The 18,243-nt window shown below is 61.5% G+C and carries 18 protein-coding genes; 6 read left to right on the forward strand and 12 right to left on the reverse strand.

Going from position 1 to position 18,243, the window contains the following annotated elements:
- Window positions 1–8: 8 nt before the first annotated feature.
- The 3 genes from H0Z09_RS21780 to H0Z09_RS21790 all read right to left on the reverse strand — a co-directional run bounded on the left by H0Z09_RS21780 (window position 9) and on the right by H0Z09_RS21790 (window position 2,582).
- Complete coding sequence (locus H0Z09_RS21780) at window positions 9–824, reverse strand: transporter substrate-binding domain-containing protein (RefSeq protein ID WP_076949553.1); 816 nt, start codon at window positions 822–824, stop codon at window positions 9–11.
- Window positions 825–900: 76 nt separating this feature from the next.
- Entirely contained in the window at window positions 901–1,830 is a 930-nt protein-coding gene (locus H0Z09_RS21785; RefSeq protein WP_186693367.1) for an FAD-binding protein, read from the reverse strand.
- A 2-nt stretch (window positions 1,831–1,832) separates the two neighbouring features.
- Window positions 1,833–2,582: an electron transfer flavoprotein subunit beta/FixA family protein gene (locus H0Z09_RS21790; RefSeq protein WP_186693369.1), complete on the reverse strand. Its 750-nt coding sequence runs from the start codon at window positions 2,580–2,582 to the stop codon at window positions 1,833–1,835.
- Between the two features lie 518 nt (window positions 2,583–3,100).
- Between H0Z09_RS21790 and H0Z09_RS21795 the strand changes: the two genes are divergently transcribed.
- Window positions 3,101–4,765, forward strand: a complete 1,665-nt coding sequence (locus tag H0Z09_RS21795) for a 4Fe-4S dicluster domain-containing protein (RefSeq protein ID WP_186693371.1) — start codon at window positions 3,101–3,103, stop codon at window positions 4,763–4,765.
- Window positions 4,766–4,943: 178 nt separating this feature from the next.
- On the opposite strand, the gene H0Z09_RS21800 is transcribed toward H0Z09_RS21795, so the two are convergent.
- Window positions 4,944–5,837 carry an AraC family transcriptional regulator gene (locus H0Z09_RS21800; RefSeq protein ID WP_186693373.1) on the reverse strand — a complete coding sequence of 298 codons (894 nt, stop codon included), beginning with the start codon at window positions 5,835–5,837 and terminating at the stop codon, window positions 4,944–4,946.
- Between the two features lie 179 nt (window positions 5,838–6,016).
- Between H0Z09_RS21800 and H0Z09_RS21805 the strand changes: the two genes are divergently transcribed.
- Window positions 6,017–7,069 (forward strand): NAD(P)-dependent alcohol dehydrogenase, encoded by a 1,053-nt coding sequence (locus H0Z09_RS21805; protein WP_186693375.1) that lies wholly within the window; start codon window positions 6,017–6,019, stop codon window positions 7,067–7,069.
- On the opposite strand, the gene H0Z09_RS21810 is transcribed toward H0Z09_RS21805, so the two are convergent.
- The 6 genes from H0Z09_RS21810 to H0Z09_RS21835 form a co-directional block, all read right to left on the reverse strand.
- Window positions 7,070–7,873: an IclR family transcriptional regulator gene (locus H0Z09_RS21810; RefSeq protein ID WP_186693377.1), complete on the reverse strand. Its 804-nt coding sequence runs from the start codon at window positions 7,871–7,873 to the stop codon at window positions 7,070–7,072.
- A gap of 222 nt (window positions 7,874–8,095) precedes the next feature.
- On the reverse strand, window positions 8,096–9,061 hold the full coding sequence (araH, locus tag H0Z09_RS21815; RefSeq protein ID WP_076949984.1) for an L-arabinose ABC transporter permease AraH: 966 nt from the start codon (window positions 9,059–9,061) through the stop codon (window positions 8,096–8,098).
- Window positions 9,062–9,078: 17 nt separating this feature from the next.
- Window positions 9,079–10,578, reverse strand: coding sequence for an L-arabinose ABC transporter ATP-binding protein AraG (gene araG, locus H0Z09_RS21820; protein WP_186693379.1), 1,500 nt, complete (start codon window positions 10,576–10,578; stop codon window positions 9,079–9,081).
- Window positions 10,575–11,555 (reverse strand): substrate-binding domain-containing protein, encoded by a 981-nt coding sequence (locus H0Z09_RS21825; RefSeq protein ID WP_186693382.1) that lies wholly within the window; start codon window positions 11,553–11,555, stop codon window positions 10,575–10,577. Before H0Z09_RS21825 ends, araG begins: the two co-directional genes overlap by 4 nt.
- 35 nt (window positions 11,556–11,590) lie before the next feature.
- Window positions 11,591–12,412, reverse strand: a complete 822-nt coding sequence (locus H0Z09_RS21830) for an SDR family oxidoreductase (RefSeq protein WP_186693384.1) — start codon at window positions 12,410–12,412, stop codon at window positions 11,591–11,593.
- A gap of 267 nt (window positions 12,413–12,679) precedes the next feature.
- Window positions 12,680–13,159, reverse strand: a complete 480-nt coding sequence (locus H0Z09_RS21835; RefSeq protein ID WP_076949985.1) for a GNAT family N-acetyltransferase — start codon at window positions 13,157–13,159, stop codon at window positions 12,680–12,682.
- A 189-nt stretch (window positions 13,160–13,348) separates the two neighbouring features.
- On the opposite strand from H0Z09_RS21835, the gene H0Z09_RS21840 reads away from it, so the two are divergent.
- From H0Z09_RS21840 to H0Z09_RS21855, 4 genes are all read left to right on the forward strand, one after another.
- A complete protein-coding gene (locus H0Z09_RS21840; RefSeq protein WP_186693386.1) occupies window positions 13,349–14,545 on the forward strand; it encodes an MFS transporter in 1,197 nt (398 codons plus the stop codon).
- 85 nt (window positions 14,546–14,630) lie between these two features.
- Window positions 14,631–14,975, forward strand: coding sequence for a hypothetical protein (locus tag H0Z09_RS21845; RefSeq protein WP_186693388.1), 345 nt, complete (start codon window positions 14,631–14,633; stop codon window positions 14,973–14,975).
- 51 nt (window positions 14,976–15,026) lie between these two features.
- Window positions 15,027–15,293, forward strand: coding sequence for a hypothetical protein (locus H0Z09_RS21850; RefSeq protein ID WP_186693390.1), 267 nt, complete (start codon window positions 15,027–15,029; stop codon window positions 15,291–15,293).
- A gap of 50 nt (window positions 15,294–15,343) precedes the next feature.
- Window positions 15,344–15,724: a Rho termination factor N-terminal domain-containing protein gene (locus H0Z09_RS21855; RefSeq protein WP_186693392.1), complete on the forward strand. Its 381-nt coding sequence runs from the start codon at window positions 15,344–15,346 to the stop codon at window positions 15,722–15,724.
- Between the two features lie 114 nt (window positions 15,725–15,838).
- Here H0Z09_RS21855 and H0Z09_RS21860 read toward each other — a convergent pair whose 3' ends face one another.
- Window positions 15,839–16,756 (reverse strand): PfkB family carbohydrate kinase, encoded by a 918-nt coding sequence (locus H0Z09_RS21860; protein WP_186693394.1) that lies wholly within the window; start codon window positions 16,754–16,756, stop codon window positions 15,839–15,841.
- Window positions 16,749–18,215, reverse strand: a complete 1,467-nt coding sequence (locus tag H0Z09_RS21865; protein WP_186693396.1) for a cytosine permease — start codon at window positions 18,213–18,215, stop codon at window positions 16,749–16,751. Before H0Z09_RS21865 ends, H0Z09_RS21860 begins: the two co-directional genes overlap by 8 nt.
- Between the last annotated feature and the right edge of the window lie 28 nt (window positions 18,216–18,243).

Below are 18,243 nucleotides of genomic sequence, written 5' to 3' on the forward strand. Positions count from 1 at the left end.
GAAAATTCCTACTTTGTTTGGGTGCCGACGGGCTGCTGCAATTGTGCTTTCCAGCGCTCCAGATTGCGCTGCAGCGCGGTTTGCGCCACACCGGACGTCTGCAATTCTGTCATCTTTTTAGCGAGCTGTCCGCGCAACCACGGATCATTGCAGGCCGAGTTGTGGGAAATCGCCAGGTACAGGCCCGGCTGATCGATGGGCACCTCGCGGGCGATCAGGTCATTGCTCATGCCCAAGGTCTGCGCCATGGCCATGCCGGAATACCGCCCGGCCAACACGTAGTCCACCTCCCCCAGCAACAGTTTCTGGAACGCCGGGGTCAAGCTGGGAAAGCGCTGCAGCGTCAGTTGCTGGCCGGCGAAGGCTTCAAATTCGCGGGTCAGGCGCGCGCGCTCCGACAGGGCGCCCTTAAGGCCATGCAGATCGGCAGCCGTGGCGTAGACCAGCGTCGAATCCTTGCGCGTCCAGACGAGATAGTCGGTTTGCACCAGCGCCGGGTGGATGTAGTCGAGGGTTTCCAGCTCGCCGACGGTCAGCGGTGCATCGGCGAGGATATCCATGCGCCCAGTGCGCACTTCTTCCAAGGCCAGGGAGCGCTTGCCGCCGTAAAGCAGGTCGATTTTCAACCCGAGGTCCTTGGCCACCTGCTGTAACACATCGGCGGTGGCGCCGATCAAGTGCGTGGGGTCTTGCGGGTCGCGCCAGAGCAAGGGCGGTGCGTCCGGGCTGCCGGTGATCACCAGGCGCTCGCACTTGCCGGCGGCCAGCGACAGCGTCGGCAGCAACATAAGGCCCAACAGCAGGGTCAAGGGGCGCAGGTCCATGGCAAGGTGCTCCAACAAAAGTCCAAAAAAAAGCCCGGTCACAAGGACCGGGCTCTTTATAAGTGAAGCGGCTGGATTAGACCAGCTTCTCCAACTCAGGTACGGCTTCGAACAAGTCCGCCACCAGGCCGTAATCGGCCACCTGGAAGATCGGTGCTTCTTCGTCCTTGTTGATCGCAACGATCACCTTGGAGTCTTTCATACCGGCCAAATGCTGGATCGCGCCGGAGATACCGACGGCGATGTACAGCTGTGGCGCGACGATCTTGCCGGTCTGGCCGACCTGCATATCGTTGGGTACAAAACCTGCGTCGACCGCCGCGCGGGAAGCGCCGACCGCCGCGCCCAGCTTGTCGGCCAGGGCGTACAGGTGCTTGAAGTTGTCACCGTTCTGCATGCCACGGCCGCCCGAAACGACGATCTTGGCAGCGGTCAGCTCAGGACGGTCCGACTTGGCCAGCTCTTCGCCAACAAAGCTGGAGGTGCCAGCGTCGTGGGCGGCAGCGACCGCTTCAACGGTAGCCGATCCCCCTTCGGCGGCAACCGGGTCGAAACCGGTGGCGCGTACGGTGATGACCTTGACCGAAGCATTGGACTGTACGGTCGCGATAGCGTTACCGGCGTAGATCGGGCGCTTGAAGGTGTCGGCGCTTTCAACCGAGATGATCTCGGAGATCTGGTCAACGTCCAGCTGCGCGGCAACGCGCGGCAGGATGTTTTTGCCGTTGGAGGTGGCAGCGGCCAGGATGTGGCTGTAGCCGGCACCCAGCTCTGCAACCAGTGGCGCAACGTTTTCCGGCAACTGATGCGCGTAAGCGGCGTTGTCAGCGTTAAGGACTTTGCTGACGCCGGCAATTTTCGCGGCGGCTTCAGCCACTGGGCCAGCGCCCTGGCCGGCGACCAGTACGTGGATGTCGCCACCGATTTTAGCGGCAGCGGCCACGGTATTCAGGGTGGCCGGAGCCAGCGCCTTGTTATCGTGTTCGGCGATTACGAGGATAGCCATGATCAGATCACCTTCGCTTCGTTTTTCAGTTTCTCGACCAGTTCAGCCACCGACTTGACCTTGATGCCTGCGCTGCGAGCAGCCGGCGCTTCAACCTTGACGGTCTTGTTGGTGGAGGCGGTGGAAACGCCCAAAGCTTCAGGAGTCAGGGACTCGAGCGGCTTCTTCTTGGCTTTCATGATGTTTGGCAGGGACGCATAGCGCGGCTCGTTCAAACGCAGGTCGGTGGTGACGATGGCCGGCAGTTTCAACGAAACGGTCTGTGCGCCGCCGTCGATTTCGCGGGTGACCGCAACCGTGTCGCCGCTCACTTCCACTTTGGAAGCGAAGGTGCCCTGGCCGTAACCGGTCAGTGCAGCCAGCATCTGGCCAGTCTGGTTGTTGTCGCTGTCGATGGCCTGTTTGCCAAGGATCACCATCTGCGGCTGTTCCTTGTCGACAACAGCCTTGAGCAACTTGGCCACAGCCAGGGAGGTCAGGTCTTCAGCGGATTCAACCAGGATGGCGCGGTCGGCGCCCAATGCCAGGGCGGTACGCAGCTGCTCTTGAGCAGTGGTCGGGCCGATGGACACCACGACGATTTCAGTCGCCACGCCTTTCTCTTTCAGGCGTACGGCTTCTTCCACGGCGATTTCGCAGAAAGGGTTCATCGACATCTTGACGTTAGCGAGGTCGACGCCGGAATTGTCCGCCTTGACGCGAACTTTCACGTTGTAATCGACAACGCGTTTGACAGCTACAAGAACCTTCATGGATTCCTCGTTACTCTCCGGTGAAAAGAAAGTCGCCTAGGCGAACCTGGCGGTTGATGCTCATCGGCACACAAGGGCACCTCCAAAAACCTCGGCGAGTGACACAGCGCAGGGCAGATGACCGTTCGTCAGTGGTGACCGAGAGGTCATTCGTTATCGCAGCGTGTAAACTGCGCGCCATTGCCAGGACGCGCAGCACCTGTCTTGCTTTTGGACGTGCTCTTGAAACCTGCAGTCTGCCTACGGTAAGCGCAAAACCGACCGTATATTGACCGGAACGCCTATTCTGGTCAATACGGCAAAATGGCCAGTCATAAGCCGCACCACTTTGATTTACCTAGCCTGCGGCCAATTCAAACAAACGTTTGTATTGGACGCTGACAGTGGTGTAGATATAATGCGCCACCTAGAGAGAAAGGTGAGTCATCCCCTGCTATTTGGCACAGTGATGATGGACCCGACACCGAACCTCCACCCATTAGAAAAAAGCCTGTTGAGCCTTGAGTAGGAGATAGCCTGTGGAACGCGAATACATGGAATTCGACGTGGTCATCGTCGGCGCTGGCCCGGCTGGCCTGTCCGCCGCCTGCCGGCTGAAGCAGAAGGCCGCCGAAGCCGGTAAGGAAATCAGCGTCTGCGTGGTCGAGAAAGGCTCCGAAGTCGGCGCGCACATCCTCTCCGGTGCCGTGTTCGAACCACGCGCCCTGAACGAACTGTTCCCGGACTGGAAAGCCCTCGGCGCCCCGCTCAACACCCCCGTGGTGCGCGATGACATCTATGTACTGCGCAGCAGTGATGCATCCACCAAGGTGCCTGACTTCTTTGTGCCCAAGACCATGCACAACGAAGGCAACTACATCATCTCCCTGGGTAACCTGTGCCGCTGGCTGGCCCAGCAGGCCGAGAACCTGGGTGTGGAAGTCTACCCAGGCTTCGCCGCCCAGGAAGCACTGTTCGACGAGAACGGGGTGGTGCGCGGAATCATCACCGGCGACCTCGGCGTCGACCGTGAAGGCAAGCCCAAAGAAGGCGTCTACACCCCAGGCATGGAACTGCGCGGCAAATACACGCTGTTTGCCGAAGGCTGCCGTGGCCATATCGGCAAGCAACTGATCAAGCGCTTCAACCTGGACAGCGACGCCGACACCCAGCACTACGGGATCGGCCTTAAGGAAATCTGGGAAATCGACCCCGCCAAGCATCAGCCTGGCCTGGTGGTGCACACCGCCGGCTGGCCGCTGGACATCATGGGCAACGAGAACACCGGTGGCTCGTTCCTTTATCACCTGGAAAACAACCAGGTGGTCGTGGGCCTGATCGTCGACCTGTCCTACAGTAACACCTTCCTGTCGCCGTTCGACGAGTTCCAGCGCCTCAAGCATCACCCGGTGCTGGCCCAATATTTGGAAGGCGGCAAGCGCATCAGCTACGGTGCCCGCGCCTTGGCCAAGGGCGGCATCAATTCGCTGCCAAAGATGGTGTTCAAAGGCGGCGCGTTGATCGGCTGCGACCTGGGCACCATGAACGTGGCCAAGATCAAAGGCAGCCACACCGCGATGAAGTCCGGCATGCTCGCGGCCGATGCCGTGGCCGAGCGCCTGTTGGCGCAGTCCGAAGGTGGCGACGAGTTGACCAACTACGTTGAGGGCTTCAAAGCCAGCTGGCTTTACGAAGAGCTGTTCGCCAGCCGTAACTTCGGCGCGGCGATGCACAAGTTCGGTCCGATCCTTGGCGCCGGCTTCAACTGGTTCGACCAGAACATCCTCGGCGGCAAGATGCCGTTCACCCTGCACGACACCAAGCCGGACTACGCCTGCCTCAAGCTGGCCAAAGACAGCAAGAAGATCGACTACCCCAAACCCGACGGCAAGCTGAGCTTCGACAAGCTGAGCTCGGTGTTCATCTCCGGTACCAACCACGAAGAAGAGCAACCGTGCCACTTGAAACTCAAGGACCCGAGCATCCCGATCGGCACCAACCTGCCGCTCTACGATGAACCGGCACAACGCTACTGCCCGGCCGGCGTGTATGAAGTGGTGACCAAGGAAGACGGCGAGAAACGCTTCCAGATCAACGCCCAGAACTGCGTGCACTGCAAGACCTGTGACATCAAGGACCCTTCGCAGAACATTACCTGGGTCACGCCGGAAGGCGCAGGTGGCCCGACTTACCCGAATATGTAAGGCGGTTGCTTGACCAAAAAAGGCTCCCGGACCGGGAGCCTTTTTTATGGTCAACACAAATCAAATGTGGGAGCTGGCTTGCCTGCGATGGCATCACTGCGGAGTGCCTGACATACCGAGTTGCCTGCATCGCAGGCAAGCCAGCTCCCACAGTTGGATTGCGCTCTGCCTGGAATTTCTACGCCATCCGCTCTTCGCCAGGGTTGCGCTCGAAATAGCGCTTGTATTCACGGCTGAACTGCGACGTACTCTGGTACCCCACACTGTGCGCCGCCTGCGCCACGCCCATGCCTTCCACCAGCAGCAACTGCTGGGCCTTGAGCAGGCGCAGGCGCTTGAGGTACTGCACTGGCGACAACAGTGTGCAACGCTTGAAATGCTCGTGAAACGTCGATGCACTCATGTGCGCATAACCGGCCAATGTCTCGATATTCAGCGGCTCGGCGTAATGGGCATGCAGGTGATTCAACGAAGTGGCAATCCGCGAAAACTGCCCCTGCTGTTCTACCAATGCGCGCAGCACGTCGGCCTGCGGCCCGCGCAACGCAGTGAAGAGCAATTCGCGTACCCGCGCCGGGCCCAGGATCCGGCTCTCCAGCGGATCGTGCAGGCACTGCAACAGCCGCTCGACACAACCGCGCATGGCATCATCGAGCACCACCGAACTCATCGACGCCAGGGTCTGCGCCGTCGGCGGTGGCCCGGCCTGAATGCCCATGGCCATCACCAACTCGCCCAGCACCACGCGATCAATCCCCACCGTCACGCCCAGCAGCGGTGCATCGGGCGCCATGGCAAAGGTCTCGCACTCGAACGGCACCGGCATTGCCTGGATCAGGTAATGCCCGGCGCCATACTCCAGCGTACGCGGGCCCAGGTAGGCGACTTTGCTGCCCTGGGCCACGAACATCAGGCTGGGCTCGTAGATCTGCGGTCCACGCGCAACGTCGCAACTGGCGCGCAGCACCTGCACGCCAGGCAGGTGGGTGGGCGAAAAACCGTCGCGGGGCGTAAGCCCTTCTATCAAGGCAACCAGCGTGGCGTTGGCGTCGAGATGGCGGGTCAACATCATGGCAAAAAACTTCGTTGAAAAGGGATGAGAGCATCATCGCAGGTCCGGGGACACAAAATCCAAACAAGGGGCACTCCCGGACGAATAGGCATGACACTCGGAGCAATCACCATGGCCGCCTCCAGAGGCGGCGCGGAAAATGGCCCACCTCACTTTTCATCGTTTTCGCGAGGTTTTCCATGTACACCGCCATCGGTTACGCCGCCCAGTCGGCCACCACTCCCCTCGCCCCCATGTCGTTCCAGCGCCGCAGCCCGCGCGCCGATGACGTGGCGATCGAGATCCTCTACTGCGGCGTGTGCCACTCCGATATCCACCAGGCGCGCAACGAATGGGGCATCGCCGTGTACCCGCTGATGCCGGGCCACGAGATTGTCGGCAAAGTCACCGCCGTCGGCACCAACGTCACCGCACACAAGGTCGGCGATCTGGTGGGCGTGGGCTGCATGGTCGATTCGTGCCGTCATTGCGACGCGTGCAAATCGGACCTGGAGCAATACTGCCTCGAAGGGCCGACCATGACCTACGCCACCCCGGACCGGGTCGACGGCAGCAACACCATGGGCGGTTATTCCGACAGCATCGTGGTCAGTGAACACTTCGTGGTGAAGATCCCGGCCGCGCTCGACCTGGCCAGCGCCGCGCCGATCCTGTGCGCCGGCATCACCACCTACTCGCCGCTCAAGCATTACGGCGTGAAGGCCGGCGATAAGGTCGGGGTCCTGGGCATGGGCGGCCTGGGCCACATGGGCATCAAGTTCGCCAAGGCCATGGGCGCCGAAGTGACCCTGTTCACGCGCTCGGCGAGCAAGGCCGAAGAAGGCCGCCGCCAAGGCGCCGACCACGTGATCGTGTCCACCGACGCCGAACAGATGAAAGCCGCCGCCGGGCACTTCGATTTCTTGCTGGACACCATCCCGGTGCAGCACGACCTGAACCCCTATCTCGATGTACTGCGCTTTGACGGCGTGCATATCCTGGTCGGGCTGATCGAGCCGGTGGATCCGCCCGTCAACGCCGCCAAGCTGGTGCTGGGCCGTAAAGTGCTGGCCGGCTCGCTGATCGGCGGCATTGCCGAAACCCAGGAAGTCCTGGATTTCTGCGCCGAGCATGGCATCACCTGCGATATCGAAATGCTCGACATCCGCCAGATCAATGAGGCTTACGCCCGCATGATCGCCGGTGACGTGAAGTACCGCTTCGTCATCGACATGGCGACCCTGAAGGCCTGATCAGGCCTTCGCGCCCAGCTCCGCCGAGAGCCGTGCTGCGACCTGTTTGATCACAGGGATCAGCTCGGCCATTTTTTCCAGCGGCATGTAGGGCACGGTACTGGCGATGCTGATGCCGGCGACGATACGCCGGCTGGCATCGCGCACCGGTGCCGCCACGCAACGGATCGATGGTTCGTTGTCTTCCAGGTCGAACGCGTACCCGCCCCCCACGTATTCACGCATGCGCTGCTCGAACTGTGCCCAGGATTGCTCCGGGTGCTGCGGCCATTGCAGGTTTTTGCCGCCCTCCGGCAAGCTGGTTTCGTAGAGACGCCGCCACTCCTCGGCCGAATCGTCCAGCAACATCGCTTTGCCAACCCCGGTGCGCGCCAGCGGCATGCGATGACCGACCCGCGAACGCATTTCCGGGCCGTAGCGGCCAGGGTTCTTGTGCAGGTAGAGCACGTCGTCGTATTCGCGGATGGCCAGGTGGATGGTATCGCCGGTCAGCGCCGACAGTTCGTCCAGATACGGTATGGCCAGGGTCACCAGCGGCAGCTCTTCACGCGCCTGGAAACCCAGCTCGATCAACTTGGGCCCCAACAGGTAACCGACCTGCGGCACCACGCGCAGGTAACGCTCGTCCACCAGGCAACTGGCCAGGCGGTGGGTAGTGCTGCGGGTGGTGCCGATGCGCTTGGCGATCTCCTTGAGATCCCGCGCGCCGGCCGCCACCGCCTGCACCACGCCCAGGCCACGCAGCAGGGTCTGGGTGCCGGTGGGGGCAGCATCTTTGGCGGGGGTGTGGGGGGTTTCCTGCATGGCGGACCTATTGGGGAAGTACGAAAACGGCGCCATTATGGCAAAAGGTCAACCTGAATACTGAGGAGATCCAACTGCGGGAGCGGGCTTTCTGTGGGAGCTGGCTTGCCTGCGATGCGCACGCCTCGGTCTCTCAGTCAGACCGAGGTGATGCTATCGCAGGCAAGCCAGCTCCCACAAAAAAGCCAGCACACACACTTGCTGGTCTTCACATGACAGGACTCAGCGTTGCTTCATGCGGTCAATGATCACCGCCAGCAACAGGATCGAACCCCGGATCACATACTGGTAAAAGGTATCGATGTTCTTCAGGTTCATCGCATTTTCGATGATCGCCAGGATCAACACGCCGGCAATCACATGACGGATCATGCCGATGCCGCCACTCAACGACACCCCACCCAGCACGCAGGCCGAAATGACCGTCAGCTCGAAGCCCTGGCCGATCATCGGCTGGCCCGAGGTCATGCGCGAGGCGAGGATCACCCCGGCCAGGGCGCCGATCAAGCCGTGCACGGCAAAGATGATGATCTTGGTGCGGTCAACGTTTACCCCGGCCAGCAACGCCGCTTCCTGGTTGCCGCCGATGGCCATGGTGTTGCGCCCGTACGTGGTGTAGTTGAGCAACCAGCCGAAAAACACAAAGCACAGCACGGTGATGATGATCGGTACCGGCACGCCCAGCAGTTGGCCGTTGCCGAAGACGAAGAAGTCCTCGTTCATCACCCCCACCGCCTTGCCGTTGGAGAAGATATAGGCCAGGCCGCGCACGATCTGCATGGTCGCCAAGGTTGCAATCAACGCGTTGATGCGCAGCTTGGCGATCACGATACCGTTGATCAGCCCCACCACCAGGCCCATGGCCAGCGCGGCCGAAACGCCGAGAACCACGCTGTCGGTGTCGCGGATCACAATGCCCGCCACCACGCCGGCACAGGCAATCACCGAGCCTACCGACAAGTCGAAGTGCCCCGACGCCAGGCAGAACAACATGGTGCACGCGGCAATGCCCACGGTGGAAATCGCCAGGCCCAGCCCGCGCATGTTCAGCGGCGAGAGGAAGTTGTCGATAAACAGCGCACTGAGCGCGAAAATCCCCAGGGCGGCCAACAGCATCACCCAATCATCGAGGAACTTGCGCTGGTTGAACGCCGGCCAGAAGCCCTTTGCAGTTTTTACCTCAGACATCATTCACCTCGAATTCTTCAAGCCCGCGAACGCGGGAGAGCCAGTTGCAACAGCCGTGCTTCATCCGCCTGGTCGCGCGTCACTTCGCCGGTCAGGGCGCCCTCGCTCATCACCAGGATGCGGTCGGAAATGCCCATCACTTCCATCAGGTCGCTGGACACCACGATCACCGCGATGCCGCTGGCCGCCAGGTTGTGGATGATCTGGTAGATCTCCGACTTGGCGCCGATATCGATGCCACGGGTCGGCTCATCCAGCAGCAGCACTTTCATCGGCATTGAGAGCCAACGACCGAGAATGGCCTTCTGCTGATTGCCGCCCGAGAGGTACATAATTTTCTGTTCGGCATTCGGTGTCTTGACTTTCATGGCGCTGATTTGCTGGTCGGCGTTGCGCTTTTCCCAGCCGTCGCGCAGCAACCAACCGAACGCGGAATGCGCGCCGCGTGCGCTGATATTGATGTTCTCGGCCACACTGGACAGCGGGATGATGCCCTCCTTCTTGCGGTCTTCCGGGCACAGCAGCACGCCGGCTGCGATGGCGTCGCGCGGTGAGCGCAACTGCAGGCTTTCGCCGCACAGCTCAAGCTGTCCTGCCGTGGTGCGCGCTAATCCGCTCAGCAGCCGAAACAGCTCGGTGCGCCCCGCGCCCACCAACCCGAACAAGCCGAGAATCTCGCCTTTATGGACCTGGAAACTGACCGGCTCACGCAGTCCCGGGCCGAGCAGCCCCTGGACTTTAAGCGCGACCGCGCCCTGCTCACGGGGGCGGTAATCGTAGATATCCTGGATATCGCGGCCGACCATGCACGTCACCAGCTGGTCATGGGTCAGCGCGCTCATGTCCTCGAACGTGCGCACATAGCGCCCGTCCTTGAACACCGTAACGGCGTTGCAGATGCGGAACACTTCTTCCATGCGGTGCGACACATACAGCACCACTTTGCCCTCGTCACGCAGGCGGGTGATGATCGCCATCAAGCGGTCGATCTCGCGCGCCGACAGGCTGCTGGTGGGTTCGTCGAAGGCGATCACATGGGCGCCACGGGACAGCGCCTTGGCGATTTCCACCAGCTGGCGCTGGCCGAGGGACAGCCGACCAAGCTTTTCGTCGGGATCAATTTCATCGGCCAAGCCCTTGAGGCAAGCCAGCGCCTGCTTGCGCAACTGGCTGCGATTGACCACACCGAACCGCGTCGGCAAATGCCCGAGGAACAGGTTCTCGGCCACGGTCATCTCCGGTACCAAGTGCAGCTCCTGGTGGATCACCGCGACGCCGCTGGCGATGCTGTCGGCAGCGCACTTGAACGCCATAGTCTGCTCGCCGATCTGCAGCGAGCCACTGCTCGGGATGTAGGCCCCGCCGAGGATCTTCAGCAGGGTCGACTTGCCCGCGCCGTTCTCGCCCATCAACGCGTGCACCTCACGCGGCCGTGCTTCAAAGCTGATCTGCGCCAGGGCTTTCACACCGGGAAACTCCTTGCCGATGCCGTTGAAACGCAAGGCCGCGCCGGTCATTTCCACAGCCCGATTTTAGTCAGTTCTTCCTGGAAGTTGGCGCGGGTGATCAGGGTCACTTCGTCCATGGCGGTGTACTTGGCGGGTTCCTTGCCGGTGGTGACCCACTCATACATCGCCAGCGCCGTGTTGTAGCCCTCGATATGCGGGCTGGGCAGCATCGAGCCGAAGAAGCCGCTGTCGGCTTTCTTCAGTTCGCCGATGGCGTCGGTGCCATTGATGCCGATGCCGATCACGTTGGCGGCCTTGAAGCCGGCGCTTTCGGTGGCGCGCACGCCGCCGAGCACGGTGTTGTCGTTCATGCCGCCGATGATCAGGTTCTTCGCGCCGCTGGGCAGTTTGACCAGGGCCGAGTTGGTGGCGTCCATGCTGCCGGGAACATCAAGGGTCTTGAGCGCGGCGGTAAGGATGTGGTCCTTGGGAATGCCGGCTTCTTCCAGGGATTTGATCGAGCCGTCGGTGCGCTTCTTGCCGGTGTCGAGTTCGTTGAAGGTATTGATCACCGCGTAGGTGTCCTTCCAATCCCAACCGCGTTTCTTCGCTTCGGCGGCCATGGCGGCGCCCTGCTTCTGGCCCACTTCAAACGCGGCCATGCCCAGGTACGGCACGTCTTCCATGAAGTTGCCCTTGGCGTCGACGAAGCGGTCATCCACCGCCATGACTTTCAAGCCGTTGACCTTGGCCTTGGCAACGATGGCCGGGCCCAGGGACACGTCCGGCGGGCAGATCACGAAGCCCTTGGCGCCGTTGGCGGCCAGGCTGTCGATGGCCGAAAGGGTTTTTTCGCCATCCGGCACGGCGATCTTGATCACGGTGAAGCCGTGTTCCTTGCCGGCTTTTTCGGCAAAGGCCCATTCGGTCTGGAACCAGGGTTCTTCGGCCTGCTTGACCAGAAAACCGATCTTCACTTCTTCAGCAAGTGCCACACCGCTGAATGCCATCGCCAGCGCCACTGCGCCTAGAGTCTTCTTGAACATGAGCTACCTCTTGTTGTTATTCAGAGCTGCAGGTTTTAGTCGTGGTACATCACAGACCGCCCGCCATCGATCATCAGGCAGGTGGCATTGATAAAGGGCGCCTCGTCGGTCGCCAGGAACAGCGCAGTCATCGCCACCTCGACCGGCTGGCCGATGCGCTTGGGCGGGTGCAGGTCGAACGCGCGCTGGCGCTCGGCCTGGGGGTCGGGGAAACCGTTCCAGTAATCGACGTTGAGCTGGGTTTCGATATAGCCCGGCGCAATGGCATTCACGCGGATGCCTTTGGGCGCGTACTCGATGCCGAGGGCACGGGTGAGGCCGAGCAAACCGTGCTTGGCCACCGGATAAGGAAAACAGCCGGGAATGATGTGGCTGGAATGGGTGGAGGCAATGTTGATGATGTTGCCGATGCCCTGCTCGATCATGTGCGGCAGCACCGTGCGGCAGCCGAACCAAGCACCGTCGAGGTCGATGGCGAAGCAGCGTCGCCAGTCTTCATCGGTCATTTGCAGCGGGTCGCGGAACACGTTGACGCCGGCGCAGTTGACCAGCACATCCACACGGCCAAAGCGCTCTATCGCGAGGTTGACCAGCGCCTGCCATTGCTCTTTGGACGTGATATCGACGGACTGCGCGTAGATATCGGCACCGCGTTCGCGCCAATGGGCGGCGACGCGCTCAACCTTCTCGGCCTGGATATCGGCAATGATCAACCGCGCCTGCTGGGCCTGGAAACACGCGACGATAGCCTCGCCAATGCCCTGGGCGGCGCCCGTGATGATCACGACCTTGCCTTTGAGCCGTTCACCGTAAGTGGGCTCGGGCACGGCGGGGAGTGACAACGGTTGTGCCTGCATCGCTTCACCTGTTTTATTTTTGGCAGTGAGTGCTGATGCAGGCGACTATAAACCCATCATTTGAAATATCTCAATATATAAATTTGCATCCCATATTGTGAGCATACTTCAAAGGATAATGTGGAGCAGGCTTTGTGTGGGAGCTGGCTTGCCTGCGATACAGACACCTCGGTTCTTCAGTTACACCGAGGGGATGCCATCGCAGGCAAGCCAGCTCCCACACAAGCCCGCTCCCACAGGAGATTTTCGCTGGTTTCGGAATGTGCTTCAGCCGAGGGCAAAATCCCGCAGCGCATCGCCTTCCATGCGATAACGCACCCACTCCTCCTGCGGCTGGGCGCCGATGGATTTGTAGAAGGCAATCGCCGGCTCGTTCCAGTCCAGAACGCTCCACTCAAAACGCCCGCAACCGTTATCGAAGGCGATTTTCGCCAGGTGCCGCAGCAGCTTTTTCCCTGCCCCGCCGCCGCGTTGTTCCGGGTTGATGTAGAGGTCTTCCAGGTACAGGCAGTTGCTGCCCAACCACGTGGAATAACTGAAAAAGAACACCGCGAAACCAATCGGCACGCCGTCCCGCGAACAGATCAGGCCATGGGCGGTAGCGCCTTCGCCGAACAGGCTGCGCTCGATATCCACCACGCTGGCGATCACTTCATGCCGCGCCTTCTCGTACTCGGCCAGTTCAGTGATGAACGTCAGGATCTGCGCAGCATCGCTGGGCACGGCGGGGCGAATCTCGATGGTCATGGGCTAACCTTGGGCAATGTCAAAGCCCACATATTAAGGCGCTTTTGTGTCTGATTGCAGTGCAATTTCATTATGCCCAGGGCGTCACTCCGTCAGCGGGTAACGCTGGCACCACCAACCACGCAACAATCCGCAGCAGCGCGCATGCTAAAAAGCCAGGCATCACATCAACGACTTCCAGGCCGCCCCATGCATTCAAAATCCCCGGTGAGCACACACCTGTTCGCCCTGTTTTGCCTTGCCAGTTTTCTGCTGTCGCTGTCTTACGGCTCGACCTTTCTACTGTCGCTATTGATTCATACACGCGGTGGCAATGAGCACGATGCGGGCAGTGTGATTTCCACGGCGATGCTGAGCACCTTTGTAGCGGTGGTGGTCTCCGGCTATTTATCCGATGCGCTGGGCGCGGCGCGGGCGATTGCCGGCATGGGCCTGCTGTTGGTGGTGGCGTGCCTGGGCTTTGCGCTGACACCTGGGTTCGGCCAGGGGCTGATGGTGTTTGGCCTGGCCCTGGGCTTGGGTTGGGGCGTGTTCTACACCTTGGGGCCGATCATCGTGACCCTATTAGTGGAGCCGCGGCACCGCGCCAAGTACTTTGCGCTGCTGTCAGGCAGCATGATGAGCGGCATCGGTGCCGGCCCACTGCTGGGGCGGGCGGCAAGCGCGTTGGGCTTGCCGCTGACGACCGCCTTCCACATCGCCGCCGTTGCGAGCCTGGTCGCAGTGGTGATGTTCTGGCGCCTGGGCCCCCGTCTCAAGCAGCAAGGCAATGCACCGGTGGCAAAGATCTCCTGGGCGGCTACCCGCCAGGTACTGTCTTCCAAAGCCGCGTTCGCGATCCTGATGGTGGGCCTGGGCGGCTGTGTATTCGGTGGACTGTCATCGTTCCAGACCAGCTACGCGGCGGCGCAGTCGTTGGACTATTCGTTGTTCTTCCTAGGCTTCCTGAGCGCGGCGATCAGCAGTCGTTTATTGATTGCCGGGTTTGTGGTCAAGCGCGATGCCTATATGACGGCGTGTGTGTTGTCGGGGCTGATGCTGGTCTCGGTGCTGATGTTTGCCTTCACGGTGTCGGGAACCTTCAGTTATCTGCTCGCGGCGATCACCCTGGGCGTGGGCTACGGCCTGACGTACTCGGTGATCAACGGGCTGGTGGCCAATGAAGCACCGGCCGGCACTACGTCCCAGGCGTTGCTGCTGTTCAGCTTGGCGTATTTCGTCGGCGTGTTCGGGTTCCCGCTGCTGGCGGGACACATCATCGTCGCTTATGGCCTGCCGTCACTGCTGCTGAGCCTGGTGGCGGTGGCAGTGTTCAACTGGTTGATCACCGTCGCACGGCTGATCTGGCGTCGGGCATCGACACATAAAATCTTACAGCTGCCATAGGACCGTTCGTCGCCACCCAGGCACAAACAGCAAACCGAGGCTGACCAATACAGGGTAAGGACATTAATCATATGGAGACACCCTCATGAAAAATTCCAAGTTTGCTGCCCTCGCCCTCACGGGTCTGTTGTCTGCCGCGTCGCTGAGCGCCTTTGCTGCCAGCTCGACCACGGGCCCAACCGACCCAGTCGGTACCCCTCCGAGCCCTGCCACGCAGGAATCTCAGGATTCGATGGGCACCGGTCTCGACACCAATGGTGGCGCTATTATCGATAACGGTGCCGACCCACGTACCAAGGGCAATGACACCCAGCGCCAGGCACCCTCCGCTGTCGGCAACGGCAAGATGGGCCCCGGCGTCAACCAACCCGGCGTCAACAAAGGTGATGACTCCAACGTCCCGGGCGCACCGAAACAGCCTGCGCCTTGAGCCATTAGACGCAAGACGAACACCCGATCATTTACTAATGAAGAGGTACGCATGAACGTCGATAGAAACCTTGAAAAAGAAGTCCTCACCCGCCTGCTGCACGCTCATCCGCAAGGCCTGGGCAAGGAGGTGCTGGACAACTACCGCGGTGAAAAAGAGGTCGCCAGTGTCTTGGCGTTCCTGCAGGACCGCGGGCTGATCAGGGACGGGAATGTGGCCACTGACGATGCCGGTGAATATTCGTTGAACCTGCCCATCAAGCTGACCGCGTCCGGAGTGGATGAGGCGCGCAAGCTGGAGGGCGAAAGCGCTCATTAATTCATTTGTCAGGTCTGGCCCCGTTGTCCGGGGCCGGAAGGAGTATCGCGATGCCTCGTGGAAGCAAAGCCAAATACACCGCCGAACAGAAACGCCAGGCCGCTCGTATCGAAGAGAGTTACGAGCACAAAGGCGTGTCCAAGGATGAAGCCGAAGCCCGCGCCTGGGCCACCGTCAACAAGCAGTCCGGCGGTGGCGAAAAGGCCGGTGGTTCGGGCCAGCGCAAGGCGCCTGCCAGGAAAGCCACGGACAGGCATGATTCGGCCAAGCGCGCCGCCGCCAGCCGTGAGGGAAAACCACGCAGCAGCCGTGCTTCGTTGGGCACCCAGACCAAGGAGAGTCTGCTTAAGGAAGCGAGGGCGAAGGATATTCCGGGGCGCTCGACGATGCGCAAGGACGAGCTCATCGAAGCACTGAAAAAAGCCGGGTAACCACCAATCCAATGTGGGAGCGGGCTTGCTCGCGAAAGCGGAGTGTCAGGCAACAAATCTTGCACTGATATACCGCTTTCGCGAGCAAGCCCGCTCCCACATTTTGATCTCGGTTTAGCCATTGATTAATGCATCGACTTCAGTGGCGCCCGGCGAAGTCGCAGGCCCCCAGCGTGTCACCGCCAAGGCCGCCGCCGCATTTGCACGCCGTGCAGCAGCGGTAGGACTCAAGCCACTGGCCAAGCCCGCCACAAACACGCCCGCATGCGCATCCCCCGCACCATTGCTGTCCACCGCCTGCACCTTGAAGCCGGGCACGTGCTCAACCGAACCCGCACGCCCTACCCAGCAGCCATTGGGCCCATCGCGAACCACCAGCAAGGTCTCGGCGGCCAGATGTCGGCCCAGTTCGGGCAGCGCGCTGGCGATATCCCCAGCGCCAGTAAATGCCAGGGCTTCGGGGCCATTGCTGGTCCAGATGTCGATACGTGGCAGTAACGCGCGCATCGAGGTCGAGTCCGGCGCCTTCACCAGCGGGCCCGGGTCGAACACCACCACGATCTCCGGCGGCAGCGCCAGCAGCCAATCGATCAGCGGCTGCGCCTTGCCCTCCAGCAGCAAGCTGTAGCCGCTGACATACACATAATCGTCAATCTGGGGCGACACGGTGGCCAAGTCCTCGGCACTCAACTCACCTTCGGCGCCGATGTGGGATATGAAGGTGCGCTCGGTGCTGGCTTCGGTCAGGGACACACACAAACCGGTGTCCTTGCCATCGCTCGCCGCCAGCGCCATTTCAATGCCCTCGGCCTGCATCGCCGCACGCGCCAGGTCGCCGAAGCGGCCGTTGCCGTGACGGCCCAGATAAACCACCGGCAGGCCATTGCGTCGCGCGGCCGCCATCACATTGAAGCCCCCGCCGGTTTCGAAGTTGGCCGATCGCGCCAACACGTCGCCGCCCGTCGCGGGCAAGGTATCGAGGGCCATGACCAGGTCGACGATGACCTGGCCGGTGTGCAGCAATCTAGACATCAGCGCGCTCAACCGAGGCTGGGCGACGGTCCGAAGCGCCGCCCAACACTGCATAAATCCCGCCGGCCACCAGGAACGTGACAATCCAGCCCAGGCCATTGTGGCCCAGCCAGGAGTCGGACAACGGCCCGGCGAACCAGATGTTCTGGGCGGTGGTGCCGATGGTGGTGAAGCTGAACCCCAGCACGATCGCCACCGCCCAGGCGCCGAATGCACGCCACTCCACGCCACCGCGATACCAATAGGCGCTGCTCGGGCTTACGTCCAGCAAGTCCCTGGGGCTGTAGTAGTGACGATGCATCAGGTCGACCACAAAGATGCCGACCCACGCCGTGATCGGCACTGCCAGCAACGAGATGAAGGTGATGAACGGGCCGTAGAAACTGTCGGCGATCAGCATGAAGTAAATCGAGCCGGCGAAGATCGCCACGATGTCGACGATCACCGCATGCACGCGCTTGACCTTCAAGCCCAGGGTCAAGGTGGTGAGGCCGGCCGAATACACCGACAGGTTATTGGACAACAGCAACCCGCCAAAGGCGGTGATCAGGTACGGCACAGCCATCCAGGTCGGCAGCATGTCGCGGATCGCGATGATCGGGTCGGTGGCCGAGGCCAGGTCGTTATTGCCCACCGAGAGCAGGCCGCCTAGGGTGATCAGCAACACCAGCGGAATGCCCGCACCAAACGCGGCGGACGCCACCAGGCGCGCGGCCTTGACGCTGCGGTGCTGGTAACGCGACATGTCGGCACCGGCGTTCGCCCAGCCGATACCAGTGCCGGCGGCCATGGTGCCGACGCCGATGATCATCGCGCTGAGCGGTGCAGGCGTGGCGTTGAACACGGCGCTCCAGTCGATGGTGGCGCAGAGAAAGCCCCCGACCAGAATGTTCAACGCGCCGAACACGTAGGTCGCCCACTTCTGGATCACCAGCAGGGTGGCATGGCCCAGGCCCGAAACGGCCAGGGTCAGCAACACGAAAATGGCGATGAACAGCAGCGTGAGCCCCGGTGCGCTTTTGGCCTCGACCGCCGTACCGAACAGGATCGAACACAGCGACAGCAGCACAAAGGCCGCCGTGGTGGTGTTGACGGTTTCCCACCCCAGGCGCGACATCAACGACACCAGCGTGGGACCGATATTGCCGCGCACGCCGAAGATCGCGCGCGACAGCGTCAGGCTCGGCGCGCGGCCGCGACGACCGGCGATGGAGATGATGCCCACCACCGCAAAGGAGCCGGCGGCGCCAAGAATCGCCACGATGACCGCCTGCCAGATCGCCAGGCCGCGAAACGCGACCAGTGTCGCCCCGAGCGGCAAGCCGAGGATGCTGATATTAGCGGCGAACCACACCCAGAACAGTTGCAGCGGATGGCCGTTGCACTCGCCTTCCGGAACCGGTTCGATGCCGCGTGTTTCCAATTGCCCGGCGCTTTGGCCGGAAGAGGTGCTGCTCATGGGGGGTGCTCCTGGTGCCTGTATTGTT

The organism is Pseudomonas sp. SWRI18, from assembly GCF_014268345.1.
Lineage (GTDB): Bacteria > Pseudomonadota > Gammaproteobacteria > Pseudomonadales > Pseudomonadaceae > Aquipseudomonas > Aquipseudomonas cedrina.

What these genes read in the sequence shown, in the direction of transcription:
- H0Z09_RS21860 (WP_186693394.1), bottom strand. Translation starts at nt 16,756, where the DNA reads ATGTCTAGATTGCTGCACACCGGCCAGGTCATCGTCGACCTGGTCATG.
- H0Z09_RS21845 (WP_186693388.1), top strand. Translation starts at nt 14,631, where the DNA reads ATGAAAAATTCCAAGTTTGCTGCCCTCGCCCTCACGGGTCTGTTGTCT.
- H0Z09_RS21850 (WP_186693390.1), top strand. Translation starts at nt 15,027, where the DNA reads ATGAACGTCGATAGAAACCTTGAAAAAGAAGTCCTCACCCGCCTGCTG.
- H0Z09_RS21830 (WP_186693384.1), bottom strand. Translation starts at nt 12,412, where the DNA reads ATGCAGGCACAACCGTTGTCACTCCCCGCCGTGCCCGAGCCCACTTAC.
- araG (WP_186693379.1), bottom strand. Translation starts at nt 10,578, where the DNA reads ATGACCGGCGCGGCCTTGCGTTTCAACGGCATCGGCAAGGAGTTTCCC.
- H0Z09_RS21865 (WP_186693396.1), bottom strand. Translation starts at nt 18,215, where the DNA reads ATGAGCAGCACCTCTTCCGGCCAAAGCGCCGGGCAATTGGAAACACGC.
- H0Z09_RS21855 (WP_186693392.1), top strand. Translation starts at nt 15,344, where the DNA reads ATGCCTCGTGGAAGCAAAGCCAAATACACCGCCGAACAGAAACGCCAG.
- H0Z09_RS21825 (WP_186693382.1), bottom strand. Translation starts at nt 11,555, where the DNA reads ATGTTCAAGAAGACTCTAGGCGCAGTGGCGCTGGCGATGGCATTCAGC.
- H0Z09_RS21835 (WP_076949985.1), bottom strand. Translation starts at nt 13,159, where the DNA reads ATGACCATCGAGATTCGCCCCGCCGTGCCCAGCGATGCTGCGCAGATC.
- H0Z09_RS21790 (WP_186693369.1), bottom strand. Translation starts at nt 2,582, where the DNA reads ATGAAGGTTCTTGTAGCTGTCAAACGCGTTGTCGATTACAACGTGAAA.
- H0Z09_RS21840 (WP_186693386.1), top strand. Translation starts at nt 13,349, where the DNA reads ATGCATTCAAAATCCCCGGTGAGCACACACCTGTTCGCCCTGTTTTGC.
- H0Z09_RS21800 (WP_186693373.1), bottom strand. Translation starts at nt 5,837, where the DNA reads ATGATGTTGACCCGCCATCTCGACGCCAACGCCACGCTGGTTGCCTTG.
- H0Z09_RS21805 (WP_186693375.1), top strand. Translation starts at nt 6,017, where the DNA reads ATGTACACCGCCATCGGTTACGCCGCCCAGTCGGCCACCACTCCCCTC.
- H0Z09_RS21810 (WP_186693377.1), bottom strand. Translation starts at nt 7,873, where the DNA reads ATGCAGGAAACCCCCCACACCCCCGCCAAAGATGCTGCCCCCACCGGC.
- araH (WP_076949984.1), bottom strand. Translation starts at nt 9,061, where the DNA reads ATGTCTGAGGTAAAAACTGCAAAGGGCTTCTGGCCGGCGTTCAACCAG.
- H0Z09_RS21785 (WP_186693367.1), bottom strand. Translation starts at nt 1,830, where the DNA reads ATGGCTATCCTCGTAATCGCCGAACACGATAACAAGGCGCTGGCTCCG.
- H0Z09_RS21780 (WP_076949553.1), bottom strand. Translation starts at nt 824, where the DNA reads ATGGACCTGCGCCCCTTGACCCTGCTGTTGGGCCTTATGTTGCTGCCG.